Origin of the sequence: Shewanella baltica, assembly GCF_900456975.1 — a bacterium.
GTDB lineage: Bacteria > Pseudomonadota > Gammaproteobacteria > Enterobacterales > Shewanellaceae > Shewanella > Shewanella baltica.
Map to the genome: position 1 here is coordinate 230,811 of NZ_UGYM01000002.1, position 16,471 is coordinate 247,281.

Here is a 16,471-nt window from a genome sequence, read left to right on the forward strand (position 1 = left end):
ATGGACAGATTTACATCGTGATATTTTAATCTATTGATTTTATTGGTAGTAATTATTCCTACTAAACTTAGGGATACACAGAACTCTGTCCTCTGGGTTATAATCACGCCGTTTTCGACAAACCTGACTCTATAGCTATCCATTCGGTGAGTCAGCATCAGCCCTTATTAAGACGCAGCGTGGCCTGTTTTACACTCGTTATCAACTTGATTGAGCAGACGTTACTCGTCTGTGCGGGGTAATTTATGGCAATGCATTTATGTGCCAAGGGATAGTTAATTAAAAGGTACTCAGACTTGAATAATGCATATTGTGTTGAATTGAACGCGATGCCGTCGCTGTTTTCTCTTTATCGCAAGATCTTCTTTGGCCGTAAGCCGGGTTGGGATCAGCAACCGCTGCCCCATATTAAGGTGACCGCGCCGCATGTGACTGTGTCTGAAACTAAAGTAAGCCAATATGCGCAGGTGTGTGGTTTTCAATTTGACGGTAAAGTGCTGCCGCCAACCTATCTCTATGTGATGGCATTTCGCCTGCATGCGGTGATTTTTACCCACGACGGCATCACTTTCCCGCTGCTTGGGATGATCCACCTTAAGAACCGCATTCAAGTGTATCGCCCAGTGACGGTTGACGAGACTTTCTCCCTCGAGTGCGCCTTGACCACAAGCCGTGAGACTGATTCCGGCTTAGAGTTTGAATTTGTGTCTAAGGCGTTTGTGGGTGAAGAACTCGTTTGGGAATCGCTATCCACCTATTTATATCGTATCGATGTTGCTGGACGCCGGGTTCGTCCACCTAAAGCCATTGATATGGCGTGGGAAACGCCGCAAAGCTGGCGCTTGAGTGAAGATTTAGGTCGTCGTTATGCTAAGGCGTCTGGCGACTATAACTTGATCCACTTGCATCCTGTGCTCTCAAAGCGTTTTGGTTTTGATCGCGTGCTCGCCCATGGTATGTGGTCTAAGGCCCGTTGTTTGGCGGAGTTGATGCCAAGTATTGGCGATCGTCCATTTACCGTGGATGTGACTTTTAAATTGCCACTGCTAATGCCTGCCGATGTCGGATTTGGCTATGAGCAGAACACCGATAATATGGTATTTGAATTACGTGACAGCAAAGGCCGTCGCCCGCATTTAAGTGGCGATGTGCAGTTTTAAGTCGCACTCAATAATGCATACAACAACGGCGCCTTCTGGCGCCGTTGTTGTTTATGGTTGTTGCGTTTGGGAGGTGAAAATTAAGGTACGCTGTGACCCATAGATGCCTGCCAAATACTGAACCATTGCTGGCGATCGAGCTGGATCTCATTGGAGGCAACGGCACTCTTGATCCGCTCGATATTGCCACTGCCGATAAGCGGCACCGGTCGGCTTGGTAGCATACGAACCCAGGCATAAATCACTTGGCTGATATCTTGGGCTCCCACTTGCTCGGCGATGAGCTTGAGGGTTTGATGCAAGCGAACTGCCTGTGGATTTGTGGTTTCAAAAATCTTTCCGCCTGCTAAGCACGACCAAGCCATAGGCCGAATACGACGTTGCTGACACAAATCGAGCGTACCGTCGTGTAGGGTGCTCATCGCCAGTGGCGAGAGTTCCACTTGATTGGTGACTAAAGGGGCATCTAAGCGCGATTGCAACAAGGAAAACTGTGCATTAGTGAAGTTCGATACGCCAAAATGTTGTACTTTGCCTGCTTGCTTGAGGCTCTTAAATGCCTCGGCGACCGCATCAGCGTCCATTAGGGGATCGGGTCTGTGGATCAGCAGCAGATCTAAATAGTCAGTATTGAGCTGTTTAAGGGAATGCTCGACACTGGCAATAATATGCTCACAGGAGGTGTCGTAGTGATTAACATAGCGCTCAGGGCGGCAGGCAAACGCGGGTTTAATACCGCATTTACTGACAATTTGCATCTGTTGGCGCAGTGCTGGCTTTAAGGCTAATGCCTCGCCAAACAAGGTTTCGCATTGATATTCGCCATAAATATCAGCGTGATCCATAGTGGTCACGCCTAATTCTAGGTATTGCTCAATCAGGCTAAGGCGCTGCATGGGCGTCATGTCCCAGCTTTCCATTCGCCAGAAACCGGCAACAAATTCAGAAAAAGTAAAATGGGACTCGCTCATGCTGTTCCTCTTTGGGACTGTGTGCTTTGGATTTATAGGGCGCAGGGTAAAATATTTGATGCAGATTAAGGAATCGCTCATTAACCCTTTCGATGGCTATATATCTTAAAGCCAATCACCTAATATCCGCCCTATTCAATGAGTGTTGTGCTTAGCAACCCCTCATACTAAACCAAAGCGTATCTGAAAGGGAGAAATCGACGCATGCTGACAGATATGGATATTTCGAGTCGCGCAAGCCTTAAAAACATCACAGAATTGGGCGCCGACTTAGGCCTGTTACCCGAAGAGATGATGCTATTTGGTCACACCAAAGCCAAGGTGGAGCTCAGTGTGTTGCAGCGTTTAGCGGGGCAACGCAAAGGTAAATTGATTATCGTCACCGCAGTTACGCCTACGCCCCACGGCGAAGGTAAAACGGTGACGAGCATTGGCTTAACACAATCGTTAAATGCAATAGGCCAAAAGGCCTGTGCTTGTATTCGCCAGCCCAGTATGGGACCTGTGTTTGGGGTAAAAGGCGGTGCTGCGGGTGGCGGTTATGCGCAAGTAGTGCCCATGCAGGAGATGAACTTACATCTCACGGGTGACATTCATGCCGTCAGCAGTGCCCACAACTTAGGGGCGGCGGCGATTGCGGCGCGGCTATTCCACGAGACGCGCTTAGGTAAAACAGAATTTGAAGCGCAATCTGAACAAGCGTTTTTGGCTATCGATCCCAACGAGATCCGCTGGCACCGAGTGGTCGATCATAATGATCGCTGCCTTAGGCAAATTCATGTGGGCTTAGGTGATAATAACGGCCCAGAGTACGGCTCCAGTTTTGATATTACCGCCGCCTCTGAGTTGATGGCGATTTTAGCCTTAAGCCATGATTTGGCTGACATGCGGGCGCGGATCGGTCGTCTAGTGTTGGCCTTAAATATCCAAGGGCAAGTAATTACCGCCGAAGATTTAGGTGTCGCTGGCGCGATGACTGCCATCATGGCCGATGCGATAAAGCCGACGTTAATGCAGACCTTAAATGGCTCGCCTTGTCTGATCCACTCAGGACCCTTTGCCAATATTGCCCACGGTAACTCGTCGATCATTGCCGATGATATCGCCCTTAGGCTGGCGGACTTTGTGGTGACTGAAGGCGGTTTCGGCTCGGATATGGGCTTTGAAAAGTTCTGTAATATCAAAGTACGTCAATCGGGTCAGGCGCCAGCCGCCGCTGTTTTGGTGACGACTTTAAAAGCGCTGAAGGCCAATAGTGGCTTGGCAACTGAGGTGGATAGCAATGTATCAAATATCCATGTGCCAAACATCAGTGCGACATACAGCAATGCGACAAATATCAATGCCCCAGATCAGGCTCGACTCGAAGCGGGCTTTGCAAATTTAAACTGGCATATCAACAATGTGGCGCGTTATGGCATTCCTGTGGTGGTTGCCATTAACCGTTTCGCCACTGATTCCGATGCTGAGTTGCAATGGCTAATGGAAGCCGTCAACGCGAGTGCCGCCTTTAGCTGTGAAATTAGCGATGCCTTCATCCAAGGGGAAGCGGGCGCTATCGCCTTAGCGCAGACTGTGGTTCGCGCCGCTGAAACTGAAAGTCAGTTCAAGCTGTTATATCCAGATGAAGCGTCATTGGAGGCAAAGTTATCCACCTTAGCCGAAGTGGGTTATGGCGCTGCAGGCGTGAGTCTGTCTATCGAGGCGAAACAACAGGCGCAGCAACTGACCGCGCTTGGCTATGGACATTTGCCTTTGTGTATGGCCAAAACGCCGTTATCCATTAGTCACGATCCTAGCTTAAAGGGCGTTCCTAAGGATTTTGTGGTGCCAGTGCGAGAGTTAGTGTTACATGCGGGGGCGGGATTTATAACTGCCTTAGTGGGTAATGTGATGACTATGCCAGGCCTTGGGCTTAAGCCGGGTTTCTTGAAAATCGATATTGATGCCAAAGGTGAGATAGTCGGTTTAGGCTAAGGTTTAGATTCGAAACTAACATTTCAATGAAAACTCACGCTTAGATGCAAAAGCGCTGCAGAGATAAAAAAGGGCGAGCTTGCTGCTACGCCCTTTGACTCTGGTTTAACGTGCTAATGCTGGTTTAACGCTTTGGCTGGTTTAAGGTTTTAGCGCTAGTTTTAGAAAGGTTACTTCGTGGTTTGATAGATATGCACATCGCGCTGCGGGAACGGAATGCTGATCCCTTCGGCGTCGAAACGCATTTTCACTTCACGGGTAATGTCCCAATACACTTCCCAATAATCTTCCGGTTTCGCCCAAGGGCGCACGATAAAGTCGACCGAAGATTCCCCCAGCAGATGCAGTTTAATCGTTGGCGCTGGCAGTGCTTGCACCTTTGGATGCGCCTCGACGATTGATTTGAGAATCGCTTCAGCATGTTCGATATTGTCGCTGTAACCAATACCAAATGTCATATCCACTCGACGTTGGTGCTCGGCCGTGATGTTGTTAATAGTGTCGCCCCAAATCTTATTGTTAGGAATAATAAGACGTTGGTTATCCATGGTTTTAATCGTAGTCGAGACCAGACTCATGTGGCTTACTCGACCCGTGACGCCAGCGGCGTTGATTAAATCACCCACATCGTAGGGACGATAAATTAAGATCATCATGCCAGAGGCAAAATTCGACAGGGTATCTTGCAGGGCAAAACCAATAATCACACCCGCAATACCAAAGCCTGCGAGTAGCGGCCCAAGTTCGATCCCAAGCTGGGACAGGGCGACCAACAGTCCTATGGTAAAGACGGCTTTGCCTGATAGCGAGGTGAAGAAGTCTTGTAATAACTTGCTCAAATTCAACTTAGAATTGCTAACGGTATTCTTCACGATCTGTTTGGCTAACTTGCCGGCTAGACCCGCGATAATTAAGATCAAGCAGAATACAAACAACTTAAACACGACGGTAGGGCCATGATTTATCGCTTGTTCCTGCGCTGTATTCAGCCACTGCTCGACTAAGCTCGAGGCCACATCAAAGCTCAACACGTCCTGAGTAATATCGCCTGACACACTGAACAAGGTCTTTTTCAGCGCGGCGGTGTCTTGGCCTAAAGCATCGAGTAAGTTGATGTCGATATTTAAGCTTTGGCTATTTTGGGCCAAACGTTCCTTTAGCATCATCACATGGCTAGTTTGCGCCGACGTGACATCTTTACCGGCATTGGTTGCGGTATCGACCGCGGCTTGCAGTTGCTGCTGGGTGTAAGTCACTAAACTTTCTAGCATATCTGCACGCGCAATCAAGATTTGCAGCAGGGACTCTTGTGCTTCGCTAACATCTTGGCCAACCTGTTCGAGCCAATTGAGTGTCTCGAGTTGCTGTTTGTAATAGGTGTCTTTGTCTAATTCGCGCTTAGATATATCGAGCAGAATCGCATCATCTGTACCCGAGCCTAGTTGCAGCTCCAATTTATCAATGTTGTCATCGATATAGGTATCAATCTGTTGGATGTAGTTCAGTTGCCCTTGGATCAATGGCTGCAGAAAAGCACTGTCGATCGGCGTTGCTTCGAGCAAATCTTTAATCTTATTACGTAACTGTAAGGTTTTGTTTTGAATGCGATATTCGACAATCGTTTTCAACTCACCTTTGGCATGTTTCAGCTTATGGATATCGGTATCGATAGCCTGTTGCAACATAGCCAGTTCGGCTTTGACCGCCACAGCTGTGGTTGATGTACTTTCGGTTGCCGCGACAGGTTCGGCTTGCGCTGGGGATGAGAGACTTAATAATGGGATAAACAGGGCAAACACTAGAGCGAGGTAGCGATGCATAGGTGTGATCTTAAATAGAAATATGTCTGAGTATGATAGTGGCTGCCGGATTGACTGTAAAACGTCGTCGAGTGAAATTTGCTTCCGAGCTAAGGTTTTTTGCCGCAGGGGTTTATTTGGCTTGCTGTAGGGCTCGTGGTTTTATCCGCATTTTCGACAAGATTAGCCTTTTATCAGCATTTGCAGGCCGTACTCTGGCAGGGATCTGGTAAACTTGCGCATCGCTATTTAGGAATCGTGTTTTCATGTTGTGTTCCCATTGTAATCAGTACATCAAGGTCAGTGACATCACCCAACAAAGAGGCAAAGGCTTTGACGCCCAAGTGCGTTGTCCTCACTGCACCGCTTGGTTAGGCCGTAGCCCAACATTGGCTAAGCTTAAGTTATTAGGCTTTTATTTGAGTGTGTTTACGGCGGGATACAGTTATTTTGATGCCTCAGTGCGGCACTTTGCGATCCCTGTGATGATTTTTTCGCTGATGTTGTTGTTCGTGAGTCACTTTATGGACCAAGTGATCACCATTGAAGCGCCGGAACCCGTCGATGATAGTGACCAAAGACAGAAGTACCGATAACAAAGCAATAAGACAATCTGCTGAGGCAGAAATGATTCGAGCGCCTTTAGCGGGCGCTCAAGGTATAGCGAAGAAGGAGTTTACCCAGGCGAATTACCGCCACAGAGTGTGACTCTAGGTTTACTGAACGACTTGTTCTTGGGCCGCTAAGGAATGCTCAACGTAATAAATTCCACCAAATATCACCACGCTGAAAATCACTATCCCTAAGATAAGCCCTAAGTTTTCACGAAAAAATGCTAGCATGAGAGTTGCCTTTTGGTGGTTGAAAACGGACGCCATATCGAGCTCAATTTCGCCGTTGTGCTCGCTGACATAAAAACTAAATACACTATAGTTACACTCACTTAAGCTAATCTTAAATGCACTCTTTTACCAGCACTCCCGTAAGGTTTCGCCGTTATGTACGAGGCAAGTTGCTGCTAAGATTACCCTGCTCAAATATCTTGTAACCTTTTGCAAAGTAATTACCTTATTGCAACTTGCTATGGCCCTGACATAGACTTATGCAACTTTTTAACTATGGGGACGACTGAGTGAGACTTAAACGTCACATTAGACGCACGATTTCGATATGGCTTTCGGCCATCTTGATATTGCTGTCTTTTGCCGCCTCAGCCCATAGTGTGACCCATCTTGACGATGGGGCTAAGACCCACTGTACCCTGTGCTTCCATCAGCACCAGCTCAACAAGATTTTATTGACCCAACCGCTGACGTTCAATTTAGGCGTGCAGCATTTCGATGTGGTCGAATTTATTTTACCCCCCTCCATTTCTGAACACGTTAGTGTTTATCGCAGTCGTGCACCTCCTGCTACGCTCTAAATCAACTCAAACATTTTAACTTATTGTATTTCTTGATGACTTTATATTAGTCGTCGAGTGCTAGTTGTATTTTGGAGATATCATGACTGTTTTAAATACCCGAATTTCTTTGGTGGCTTTGGCGTGTGCGTTTGTTTCGCCTAGCCTATTGGCTGAAGATTCGAGCCTCACTAACCCAGCGATCAGCGCCGTATTAAATGGTTACTATCAAACGGGTGAGCGTCCATTAGCCGAGAGCCCGGATGGCTTTGGTTTAGGTGAGACTGAGCTGGCCCTGAGCGCCAATATCGATGATATGTTTTACGGTAAAGTCACAGCTGTGGTTGAGATGCATGACGGTGACACTGAGCTGAATCTTGAAGAAGCCTTCATTCAAACCATGGCGATGCCAGCGGGCTTTTCTATCCGCGGTGGTCGTTTCCTATCGGACATTGGTTACCTCAATAACCAACATTTACACACAGATTCTTTCACCGACCGTCCAGTGGTTTACCGTGCATTCTTAGGCGGCCATTATTTTGATGATGGTATACGTTTCAACTACGTAGCGCCGACTGACTTGTATTGGACTATGGGCGTTGAAGCCTTTAAGGGCGACAGTTTACGTGCCGCTGATGAGCATGGTGAGCGTGAGTTTAAGAAGGTCGGCGTTTATACCTTGTACTCAAAAATCGGTGGCGACATCGGCGATAACAGTTCATGGCAAGCGGGTTTAAGTTACCTGCGTAACGAGAATGGCCAAGTGACCGCCCATGAAGAAGGCGAACATGAAGATGAGCATGCCCATGGTGATGAGCACGCAGGCCATAGCCACGCCGCATCTTACACAGGTAAAAATACCTATGGTGCTGATTTTGTTTATAAGTGGGCGCCTAACGGTAACTACAAATATCAAAATCTTACTGTGAGCGGCGAGTATTATCGGGTGAGCGATTTTACCCCTGTCGATCTACATCCTGAGGATGCGCCAAGCCAAGATTACCACCAAGGTTGGTATCTGAGCAGTGTGTACCAATTCACGCCGAGCTGGTCAGCGGGTGTGCGTTATGGTGAAGCGGATACGCAAGAGCTCCATGGCGATCATTTCCATGGGCAGAAGTTGAAAGAATCTGAGGTGAGTTTGGCTTGGCATTCTAGCCATTTCTCGACGGTTCGTTTCCAGTATACCAATCAAAAGGGTACTAACTTCGACGGAATTGAAGACGATAACATCTTCACTATTCAATATATTATGTCTCTGGGGGCTCACGGTGCGCATCAATTCTAATTTAGCTAAATTGGCCGCAGTGGCCTTATCTATCACTTATACCGGTTTGGCCCACGCCGAACTGAACGTGTTTGCCTGTGAACCTGAATATGCGGCATTAGCGAAGGAGCTGGCTCCTACGGCGAGCATCTATTCGGCAACAACGGCATTGCAGGACCCGCATCAAGTGCAGGCGCGTCCGAGTTTGATCGCCAAAATGCGTCAGGCGGATCTTGTGGTCTGCGCTGGTGCCGATCTTGAAGTGGGTTGGTTGCCTATGCTGCAAATGAAGTCGGCAAACGCGAATGTGCGCTCGACCGATCAAGGCTTATTTTTCGCGGCCGATCAAATCGAGACCTTAGATAAGCTGGCCAGTGTCGATCGCAGCATGGGTGATGTGCATGCCCAAGGTAATCCGCATATCCATTTCGACCCGACGCGACTGTTAAAAGTTGCCACAGCACTGAGTGCTAAGCTGACTCAATTAGATCCTGCTGGCGCAGCCGATTATCAAAAGTCACTGGCAGATTTTACCACTCGCTGGCAAGCCGCAGTCCCGCGTTGGGAAGAGCAAGCTAAGGGATTACAAGGTAAAAAAGTGATCGCTTACCACTCAAGCTTCAGATACTTATTCAACTGGATTGGTATCGAGCAAGTGGCAGATTTAGAGCCTAAACCGGGTTTAGCTCCAACGAGCGGCCACTTAGCGAGTCTGCTGACGCGCGCTGAACAGGGAGATATTCTGGCGGTGGTCGTGGCCTCTTATCAGGACGAGCGCGGTGCAAAATGGCTGGGTGAAAAAGCGAACTTGCCCGTGGTGATGTTGCCTATGTCTGTGGGTGGCAACGATAAGAGCCAAGATTTATTTAGCCTTTATGACAGCGTGATTTCCCTCTTAAATGGAGTGAAATAAACCTATGTTTGATCTTGAACTGATGTCGATTCTGTTGCCTGCATTGGCAGCGGGGATCTTAGTGTTGTCGACGCATATTGTACTTGGAAGACAAGTACTTAAGCGTGGCATCATCTTTATCGATTTAGCGATAGCGCAAGTTGCCGCCTTAGGCGCGATTGTCGCTCACATGGACCACAGGTTAGAAGACATGCCGTTTGCTAATGTGTGGATGCCAGCGCTGTTTGCCCTCGCGGGCGCAGGGTTTATCGCTTGGTTATCTAAGCGGATGGCGGGTGAGTTGGAGGCAATGATCGGCTGCTTTTATGTGTTGTCTGCGGTAGCGGCTATGTTGCTGCTGGCGAACGACCCACACGGCGCCGAGCTGTTAAAGCAATTGATGTCAGGTCAGATCCTGTGGGTGAGTTGGTCACAACTGATTTTGCCGGCAGTGGTGTATTCACTGGTGTTATTGGCGATATTCCTGCGTCCCCAGATGTTGGATGGTGCAGGGTTCTATCTGCTATTTGCGCTGGTCATTACCTTGTCGGTTGAATTAGTGGGCGTTTATCTGGTGTTCAGTACCTTGATATTGCCCGCTTTAGCACTGAACAAGTACCGCGGTAAAGGTCGGTTATTTTACGCTTACCTCGTCGGTTTGTTGGGCTATGTTCTAGGATTAGTCCTGTCGGCGACGTTAGATCTGCCCAGCGGTGCGGCGATTGTCGCGACTTTGGCCGCGAGCGCCTTAGTCATCCGTTTTGTGTTAGCTAAAGTTGCGCCTCAGGCAACGGGATCTGAAATCCTGCCAAAGCACCACGCTTAGATAAATATTGATATAAAAGCCCATAGATACACTGGATTTTCAGTATATCGATGGGCTTTTTTGCTTGCTTGTTAGCAAGTCAGCTTACAGATGTAAACAATATATTGAGTCCCAAAGCCATGGTGGATATACTGTCGCCACTTTTATAGTCGGAGTAAATCGTGCTTTTAATCGTCAGATCAATGCTGTTGGCGGTGTCATTGTTGCTTGCCTTTATTTTTGGTGGCTTAGTGTGTTTATTAAGACCTCGGCACCGCGACAATGTACATATGTTCGCCAAGATCTTCTCATCGGTCGCTCCGATCCTTGGGATCAAAGTGATTGTACGTCGACATAAAGATGTGCAGGATGGCCCCTATATTTTCCTCGCAAATCATCAGAATAACTTCGATCTTTTCACTCACACGACAGCGGTACCTAAAGGCACTGTGAGTTTGGGCAAGAAGAGTTTGGCGTGGATGCCATTATTCGGTCAAATCTATTGGTTGTCAGGGAATATTCTGATCGACCGCAAAAACCGTCATAGTGCCTTTGATACTATGGCGAAAACCGTGGAAAAAATTAAACAGAAGAATTTGTCTGTGTGGATTTTCCCTGAAGGCACACGTTCACGTGGTCGCGGTTTGTTACCTTTTAAAGCGGGCGCTTTCCATACTGCGATTGCGGCGGGAGTGCCTGTTGTGCCGGTATTGGCCTCGTGCCAAAGCCACATTAAGCTCAATCGCTGGAATAACGGTGTAGTCATTATCGATATGATGGCACCTGTGCCGACAGCTGGTTTAGATAAAGCCGATGTGAAAAACTTTTCTGCGCAAATCCATGCCAGCATGTCGGCGAGATTTGCTGAGATAAATCAAGAGGCGGCAGCACTTATGGGTAAAACTCTCGCGAGTGATGACGTATAATATACCCAAGCTACCTGAAGATACGAGTTTCAGAGCGCCTAGGGTGCTTCAATTCAAGGCGCATCAATGAAAGAATGTCGGTCACCTTTTGAATTGATGCAACACGGAAATGGAGTGCCCTAGGCGCTCCGTCCCGGCGGGTTTTAACGCACTTTATGCTGAGTTGGTTATTTTTAACTTAGCCCGCTAGGTCTGCAAATAACCGCCTTGCCTAAAGTGCGTTAAATTCCCGCTGAATCCTGCATCTTCAGGTTGTTTGGGTATAATGCCAATTTGAGCCAGATTTACCTTAACGGAGACAAATCCATGTCTATTGAAAGTCAGTTAAAAGCCCAACTTGCAGAGAATCGTGACATAGTGCAAGCCCTGCTTGACGATGGCTCAGAGCCTGATGCGGAATATATTATTGAGCATCACTTTTCATCGACCAATTTCGATCGTCTCGAAAAAGCCGCAGTAGATGCCTTTAAATTAGGTTTTGAGGTAAACGACGCTGAAGAAATGGAACTGGAAGATGGTTCAATTATTTTCTGTTTCGATGCTGTCGCGCACCACAAACTAGAAGTTGAATTACTGGATAAAGCCGCAGAACAACTGCTGCAATTAGCGGTAAAACAGAAAGTGGAATATGACGGTTGGGGCACCTATTTCGTCGGTGATGAAATGGATGACGAAGAAGATGAAGACGACGAAGAAGATGATGGTTTCCCTCATTAATTCGTACGTGAATATCTAATCTGTACCGTTTTAAATAAAAATGCCCATCTATGATGGGCATTTTTATTGGTTTGATATGTTAGTCTTGGGTCGTTTTGTTCACACTGGTACTGGTATGCAAAACGCTGCAATTACGGCCTTTTTGCTTGGCTTCGTACAGCGCTTTATCGGAGCAAGAAATCCAGCTTGAGCTGCTGGTGATGTGGGAACCAATTTCGCACACACCTAAACTCACAGTCACTGATATCTTCAGGCTTTCATACAGAATGACGGATGCGGCGATTTTTTCCCTGAGTCGCTCGGTGAAATACATGGCATCGGCGCCGCTGGTTTTGGGTAATACGACTGCAAATTCTTCGCCGCCATAACGTCCGGCGCAATCGGTCTCACGCAGGGATTGGCTGAGTAAGTGGGCGATATGCTGGATCACTTTATCACCCGCAACATGACCATAGCTGTCGTTGATATGTTTAAAGTTATCGATATCTATCATCACTAAACTTGCCATGCCTGAGTAGCGGGCATATATATCGTACTCATGGTCTAAACATTCTTGCCAATGGCGACGGTTATGCAGCTGAGTCAGGCCATCGGTTTGGCTTAGGCGCTCGAGTTGCTCGTTGGCTGCTTTAAGTTGTAACTTGTTGATGGCGATATCAGTCACGTCATAAATAATCACGCTGATATGGGTCACTTGTCCCGTGAGCGATGCCAGTGGCAACAAGGTCACGTTTTGGTACATGTAGTCAGCACGGCCCGTGATCGGGCGGTAGTTTTTAAATTGGAAAACGTACGGCCGTTGTTCCCAGCTAATAAATGCACGGTTTTTAAGCATAAAAACCGATTCCATTTTCTGCTTTAACCAAGTGGCGGGCAGATCGGGGAAGCGGGTAAACAGGTTTTGACCTTTGATCGAATTAGGGGAAACACCGCTGTGATTCTCCATAAAACCGTTCCACAGCTGGATATTGTAATGGCGATCTAATACCACTAACCCCACCTCTATGGTTTGCACCATATCGATGAGCCAGTGTAGTTCGTTCATTGCGCTTTGGTCATTTGACATAGGATAAAATCCAACTGGTTAATCGAGTAAATAGCCGAGTTTATAGCTAAGCGTGGGGATAGAATCCTCGGTGAAGAGCAGTAACAAATCGCATTGAATATTATGATCTTCAATCCGATAGTTGATCTCCATAGCCAAAGTTCGCTGCCATTTTTCTGAATTATCATGGATCAGATCGTTAACCGTGCAGTGCCGTCCTAGCACGACAGGGTGAGCCTGACTAAATTTCATGTCGAGCTGTTCAGAAATGCCGTTAAGGAAGGCGCCGATCAGCACGTTTCCGGTATCGATCAGCACTTCTATCTCAGTATTTTTATCTTCAGGATTGGCTAATCCCATCAGCTTGGCCATGTCTTTAAAGCTGGAATCATGGAACAAAAGCAGGGCTTCACCCGCAATCCCCGCCCCAATAAAACCTTGGCAAAGAGCCGATACGGTCGAGCTTTCTTCCGTGGCCTTGAGTGCCATGGTCAACTCACTCACCTCAAGCACGTTCACATTGGGGATGGGCAGTAACACGAATACATCGAGTAACTTAGCTAACAGATCGGCGGCGCGGCCCATGGCGACGTTGGCAATTTCTTGGCAAGCGTCACGCATGTCGACTTTGATCATCGGGACTTCGTCGGCGATATCTTTCTGCGTCAGGGTTAAGATGCCGTAATCTTGCAAAATGTTGCTGATGGCATCGGCGCTAACGGGTTTTTGAATAAAATCTAATGCGCCTAAGGCTTTGACTCGCTCGTGAGCTTTGATTTGAATGTCGCCAGAGACCACAATGATCAGCGCAGGGAGATCCTGCTGCTGCACAGTTTGCAGTACTTCATAACCGTCCATCACTGGCATGTTGAGATCGAGAAACACCACTTCGCCTTTTCCGGCTCGGATAGCATCAAGGCCTTCGGCACCATTGGTCGCATAAGTAATTTCCACATCCCACTCTTTTGGGAGCGTGCGGGCCATTTGCTTACGTGCCATGGCGGAATCGTCACAGATGAGTACAGATATTGACATGCTGACTAGTGATCCTTATTTGCCCATTAATTGAAGATAACACTTATTTTTCAGGTCCGACTGACGAATTGCGTTCTTCGGGCAAGTCTGATTTATATCTTCTAGATGTAACTTATAGATATTATTGATTAATTTCGTTTTTTCGCTGACATTAAAATTTGACTCATTATTGAATCATATGATGCAAAATCTTAAATCGAGCTGGCTAATTTTTAGCAAATAACAAGGATGTAGCGCATAAAAAAGGACGATTGAGTCCATTTGTTTGCGACTTTATCCTTAGCGGCAAGTACAGTGCTACATAAGTGTCGATGTTGGCGGCGAGGTAACTTCGTTGCCGAGTTCGATAAGACTATCTCATCGAAAGATACATTAGGATTACCGCACGTAGTGGCGACAGCCTAACATAAGTTGCCTTCAGTCCATGTTTGAATTGGCAATATTTTGACTCAAGTCAAAAAACAGGCTCATGTTATATCTTTTAGTGAATTATTCCAAACGTGTTAACATTTATTCTGGACTGACCAGTAACGGAATATTTCATGAGTGGCCAAAGTGTACAAGTCAAAATCGATGATGGCATCGCCTATGTGTTGCTTAATCGTCCTGAAAAAATGAATGCGATTAATTATTTAATGTTTAGTGAGCTCGACCGTGCAATTAAACAGATCAAATCCAATCGTGGGGTGCGAGCGGTGATCGTCTCGGGTGCGGGGGGCAATTTTAGCTCAGGGCTCGATGTCAAAAGCGTGATGTCGGCACCCATGCAGGCGGTTAAGTTACTGTTTAAGGGCTTACCGGGGAATGCGAACTTGGCCCAGCGGGTGTCATTAGGTTGGCAAAACTTGCCCGTACCTGTGATTGCCGTACTTGAGGGCTGTTGCTATGGCGGCGGTATGCAAATCGCCTTGGGCGCAGATGTACGCATTGCCAGCCATGACTGTAAGTTATCGATTATGGAAGCGAAATGGGGACTCGTGCCCGATATGGCGGGGTTGGTCGCGTTAAGGCAAATCATGCCTAAGGATCAAGCCATGCTGCTGAGCCTGACGGCAAAAGTGCTTGAGGGCAATGAAGCGCAGGCATTAGGACTCGTGACCCAAGTGAGCGAGACGCCGATGGAAGCGGCTCAACAATTGGCGCAGCAACTGATGCAAACCTCACCAGATGCGGCAGCGGCCATCAAACTCAGCATTAACCGCAGTTGGACGGCATCGGTGCGTAGCCTGCTTTGCCGTGAGTCGATTAGTCAGATTCGGTTATTGTTAGGCAAAAATTGCAAGATAGCGGCGACGCGTCAGTTGAAAGATCCGCAGAAACCTTACCAAGATCGCCAGTCGGGTTGGTAATGCTATTTTGTCTGAATTAGCTTGGATCACCGTTTTTACTGCGCGCCGCTCATGCGGGCGGAAAAGCCTTTAATCGCATTTAAGCAATTCTGCCATGCGCTCTCGTTATCTAAATTGAGCGCTAAGCTGGTTTGGCGGTAGTTAGGGCTTTTTAAGGTCACGGCTAAAATCTTACGATTAGCGGCCGTTTCTAATGAGGCGGGATGACCGTCTGGCGATTGGATATCTAAAATCGGCAGCGTGAGTTTCGCCAGTTGTTCCGCGAGTGCTTGGTTGAGCTTTTCATCCTCACGATAGGGATTGATGACGATCAGCACATCGGGATCGGCAATCTTCTTTTGGCTCAATAGGCTAATCAATAATCCTGCGCTTTGGTCGGCGGTGATCAAAATGCGTTTGCCCGCATAATCTGCGCCGACCGCATCTAATTGCGACATGCTTTGGACGAGAAAGTCTTCCTGCTCTTGCAGATGTTTGCTGTTATCTTCGGGCTTGATTTTAGGGCTAGGTTTGTTGGACGGTGAGCTTAATTGCGCGGCGCCGGGCGAGGTGACTTCGGTGGCGGCGGTGGCAAAATTGGCCGCAGGCAGTTCAGTTGGCGGGGTTAAACTTAAGCTGGCCCAACCGGCAGGATTGATATTACGGCGCACAAACGCCATCAATCCCGGCGCATCTGCTGTGCCGTTGGTGGCGGGCAGAATGATTGCCGCGCCGAGTTTCTTTTTTCCTTCCCATGGCCGTACTAACAAATCGTAGGGCTGATTGTCTATGGTGATTTGTTTGACTTCATTCTCGGGTAAATAGCGGTTATTTAATTTTTTAGCACTGACTTCGGCTGGCGTTGGCGCAGCTGTTGCTGGGTCTGCCGCGCGGGAAGAGATGGTAGTGAAACCAAGTAGGAGGCAAAAGAGAAGTGAAATAATGCGTGCCATAGAATTGATAACCACCTGTGTAGTCTCATAAATTCATCAGTGCTTGAGTATAACCTGAACAATTACCAAAAAGTGAACTTTCCTCGCCAAAGGGTCATGCCTCATCATTTCGGATAACCAAGTCAGTTGAAGTGACGCCGCTGAGCATCAAAAACCGCTTATTATAGAAAACCACTTTGAATCGAAAGCTAAAG

16 protein-coding genes are annotated in these 16,471 nt (G+C 47.5%); 10 read left to right on the plus strand and 6 right to left on the minus strand.

What is annotated here, in order from left to right:
- Positions 1–329 precede the first annotated feature (329 nt).
- Positions 330–1,160: a MaoC/PaaZ C-terminal domain-containing protein gene (locus DYH48_RS01060; RefSeq protein WP_011845701.1), complete on the plus strand. Its 831-nt coding sequence runs from the start codon at positions 330–332 to the stop codon at positions 1,158–1,160.
- 80 nt (positions 1,161–1,240) lie between these two features.
- Here DYH48_RS01060 and DYH48_RS01065 read toward each other — a convergent pair whose 3' ends face one another.
- On the minus strand, positions 1,241–2,131 hold the full coding sequence (locus tag DYH48_RS01065; protein WP_115333823.1) for an aldo/keto reductase: 891 nt from the start codon (positions 2,129–2,131) through the stop codon (positions 1,241–1,243).
- 204 nt (positions 2,132–2,335) lie between these two features.
- Here DYH48_RS01065 and DYH48_RS01070 point away from each other — a divergent pair, with 204 nt between their 5' ends.
- Positions 2,336–4,108 (plus strand): formate--tetrahydrofolate ligase, encoded by a 1,773-nt coding sequence (locus DYH48_RS01070; RefSeq protein WP_115333824.1) that lies wholly within the window; start codon positions 2,336–2,338, stop codon positions 4,106–4,108.
- A 170-nt stretch (positions 4,109–4,278) separates the two neighbouring features.
- Here DYH48_RS01070 and DYH48_RS01075 read toward each other — a convergent pair whose 3' ends face one another.
- The gene (locus DYH48_RS01075; RefSeq protein ID WP_115333825.1) at positions 4,279–5,928 is read right to left on the minus strand and encodes a mechanosensitive ion channel family protein; all 1,650 of its coding nucleotides are present in this window, start codon (positions 5,926–5,928) and stop codon (positions 4,279–4,281) included.
- Between the two features lie 245 nt (positions 5,929–6,173).
- Here DYH48_RS01075 and DYH48_RS01080 point away from each other — a divergent pair, with 245 nt between their 5' ends.
- The gene (locus DYH48_RS01080) at positions 6,174–6,503 is read left to right on the plus strand and encodes a hypothetical protein (RefSeq protein WP_006084232.1); all 330 of its coding nucleotides are present in this window, start codon (positions 6,174–6,176) and stop codon (positions 6,501–6,503) included.
- Between the two features lie 120 nt (positions 6,504–6,623).
- Here the strand turns inward: DYH48_RS01080 and DYH48_RS23885 are convergent, their stop codons facing one another.
- Positions 6,624–6,749 (minus strand): hypothetical protein, encoded by a 126-nt coding sequence (locus DYH48_RS23885; RefSeq protein WP_086010635.1) that lies wholly within the window; start codon positions 6,747–6,749, stop codon positions 6,624–6,626.
- A gap of 290 nt (positions 6,750–7,039) precedes the next feature.
- On the opposite strand from DYH48_RS23885, the gene DYH48_RS01090 reads away from it, so the two are divergent.
- From DYH48_RS01090 to rraB, 6 genes are all read left to right on the plus strand, one after another.
- Positions 7,040–7,330: a hypothetical protein gene (locus DYH48_RS01090; RefSeq protein ID WP_006080010.1), complete on the plus strand. Its 291-nt coding sequence runs from the start codon at positions 7,040–7,042 to the stop codon at positions 7,328–7,330.
- 82 nt (positions 7,331–7,412) lie between these two features.
- Positions 7,413–8,597: a hypothetical protein gene (locus DYH48_RS01095; RefSeq protein ID WP_107403566.1), complete on the plus strand. Its 1,185-nt coding sequence runs from the start codon at positions 7,413–7,415 to the stop codon at positions 8,595–8,597.
- On the plus strand, positions 8,581–9,489 hold the full coding sequence (locus tag DYH48_RS01100) for a metal ABC transporter solute-binding protein, Zn/Mn family (protein WP_172481130.1): 909 nt from the start codon (positions 8,581–8,583) through the stop codon (positions 9,487–9,489). Before DYH48_RS01095 ends, DYH48_RS01100 begins: the two co-directional genes overlap by 17 nt.
- A 4-nt stretch (positions 9,490–9,493) precedes the next feature.
- Complete coding sequence (locus DYH48_RS01105) at positions 9,494–10,294, plus strand: metal ABC transporter permease (RefSeq protein ID WP_115333826.1); 801 nt, start codon at positions 9,494–9,496, stop codon at positions 10,292–10,294.
- Positions 10,295–10,455: 161 nt separating this feature from the next.
- Positions 10,456–11,199, plus strand: coding sequence for a 1-acylglycerol-3-phosphate O-acyltransferase (locus DYH48_RS01110; RefSeq protein WP_012090274.1), 744 nt, complete (start codon positions 10,456–10,458; stop codon positions 11,197–11,199).
- 306 nt (positions 11,200–11,505) lie between these two features.
- Positions 11,506–11,916, plus strand: a complete 411-nt coding sequence (gene rraB, locus DYH48_RS01120) for a ribonuclease E inhibitor RraB (RefSeq protein WP_107403569.1) — start codon at positions 11,506–11,508, stop codon at positions 11,914–11,916.
- Between the two features lie 79 nt (positions 11,917–11,995).
- Here rraB and DYH48_RS01125 read toward each other — a convergent pair whose 3' ends face one another.
- A complete protein-coding gene (locus DYH48_RS01125; protein WP_006080017.1) occupies positions 11,996–12,982 on the minus strand; it encodes a sensor domain-containing diguanylate cyclase in 987 nt (328 codons plus the stop codon).
- Positions 12,983–13,000: 18 nt separating this feature from the next.
- Complete coding sequence (locus tag DYH48_RS01130) at positions 13,001–13,996, minus strand: response regulator (protein ID WP_006080020.1); 996 nt, start codon at positions 13,994–13,996, stop codon at positions 13,001–13,003.
- 542 nt (positions 13,997–14,538) lie between these two features.
- Between DYH48_RS01130 and DYH48_RS01135 the strand changes: the two genes are divergently transcribed.
- Positions 14,539–15,345, plus strand: coding sequence for a crotonase/enoyl-CoA hydratase family protein (locus tag DYH48_RS01135; protein ID WP_115333827.1), 807 nt, complete (start codon positions 14,539–14,541; stop codon positions 15,343–15,345).
- 35 nt (positions 15,346–15,380) lie between these two features.
- Here the strand turns inward: DYH48_RS01135 and DYH48_RS01140 are convergent, their stop codons facing one another.
- The gene (locus tag DYH48_RS01140) at positions 15,381–16,277 is read right to left on the minus strand and encodes a DUF3530 family protein (protein WP_115333828.1); all 897 of its coding nucleotides are present in this window, start codon (positions 16,275–16,277) and stop codon (positions 15,381–15,383) included.
- Positions 16,278–16,471 lie beyond the last annotated feature (194 nt).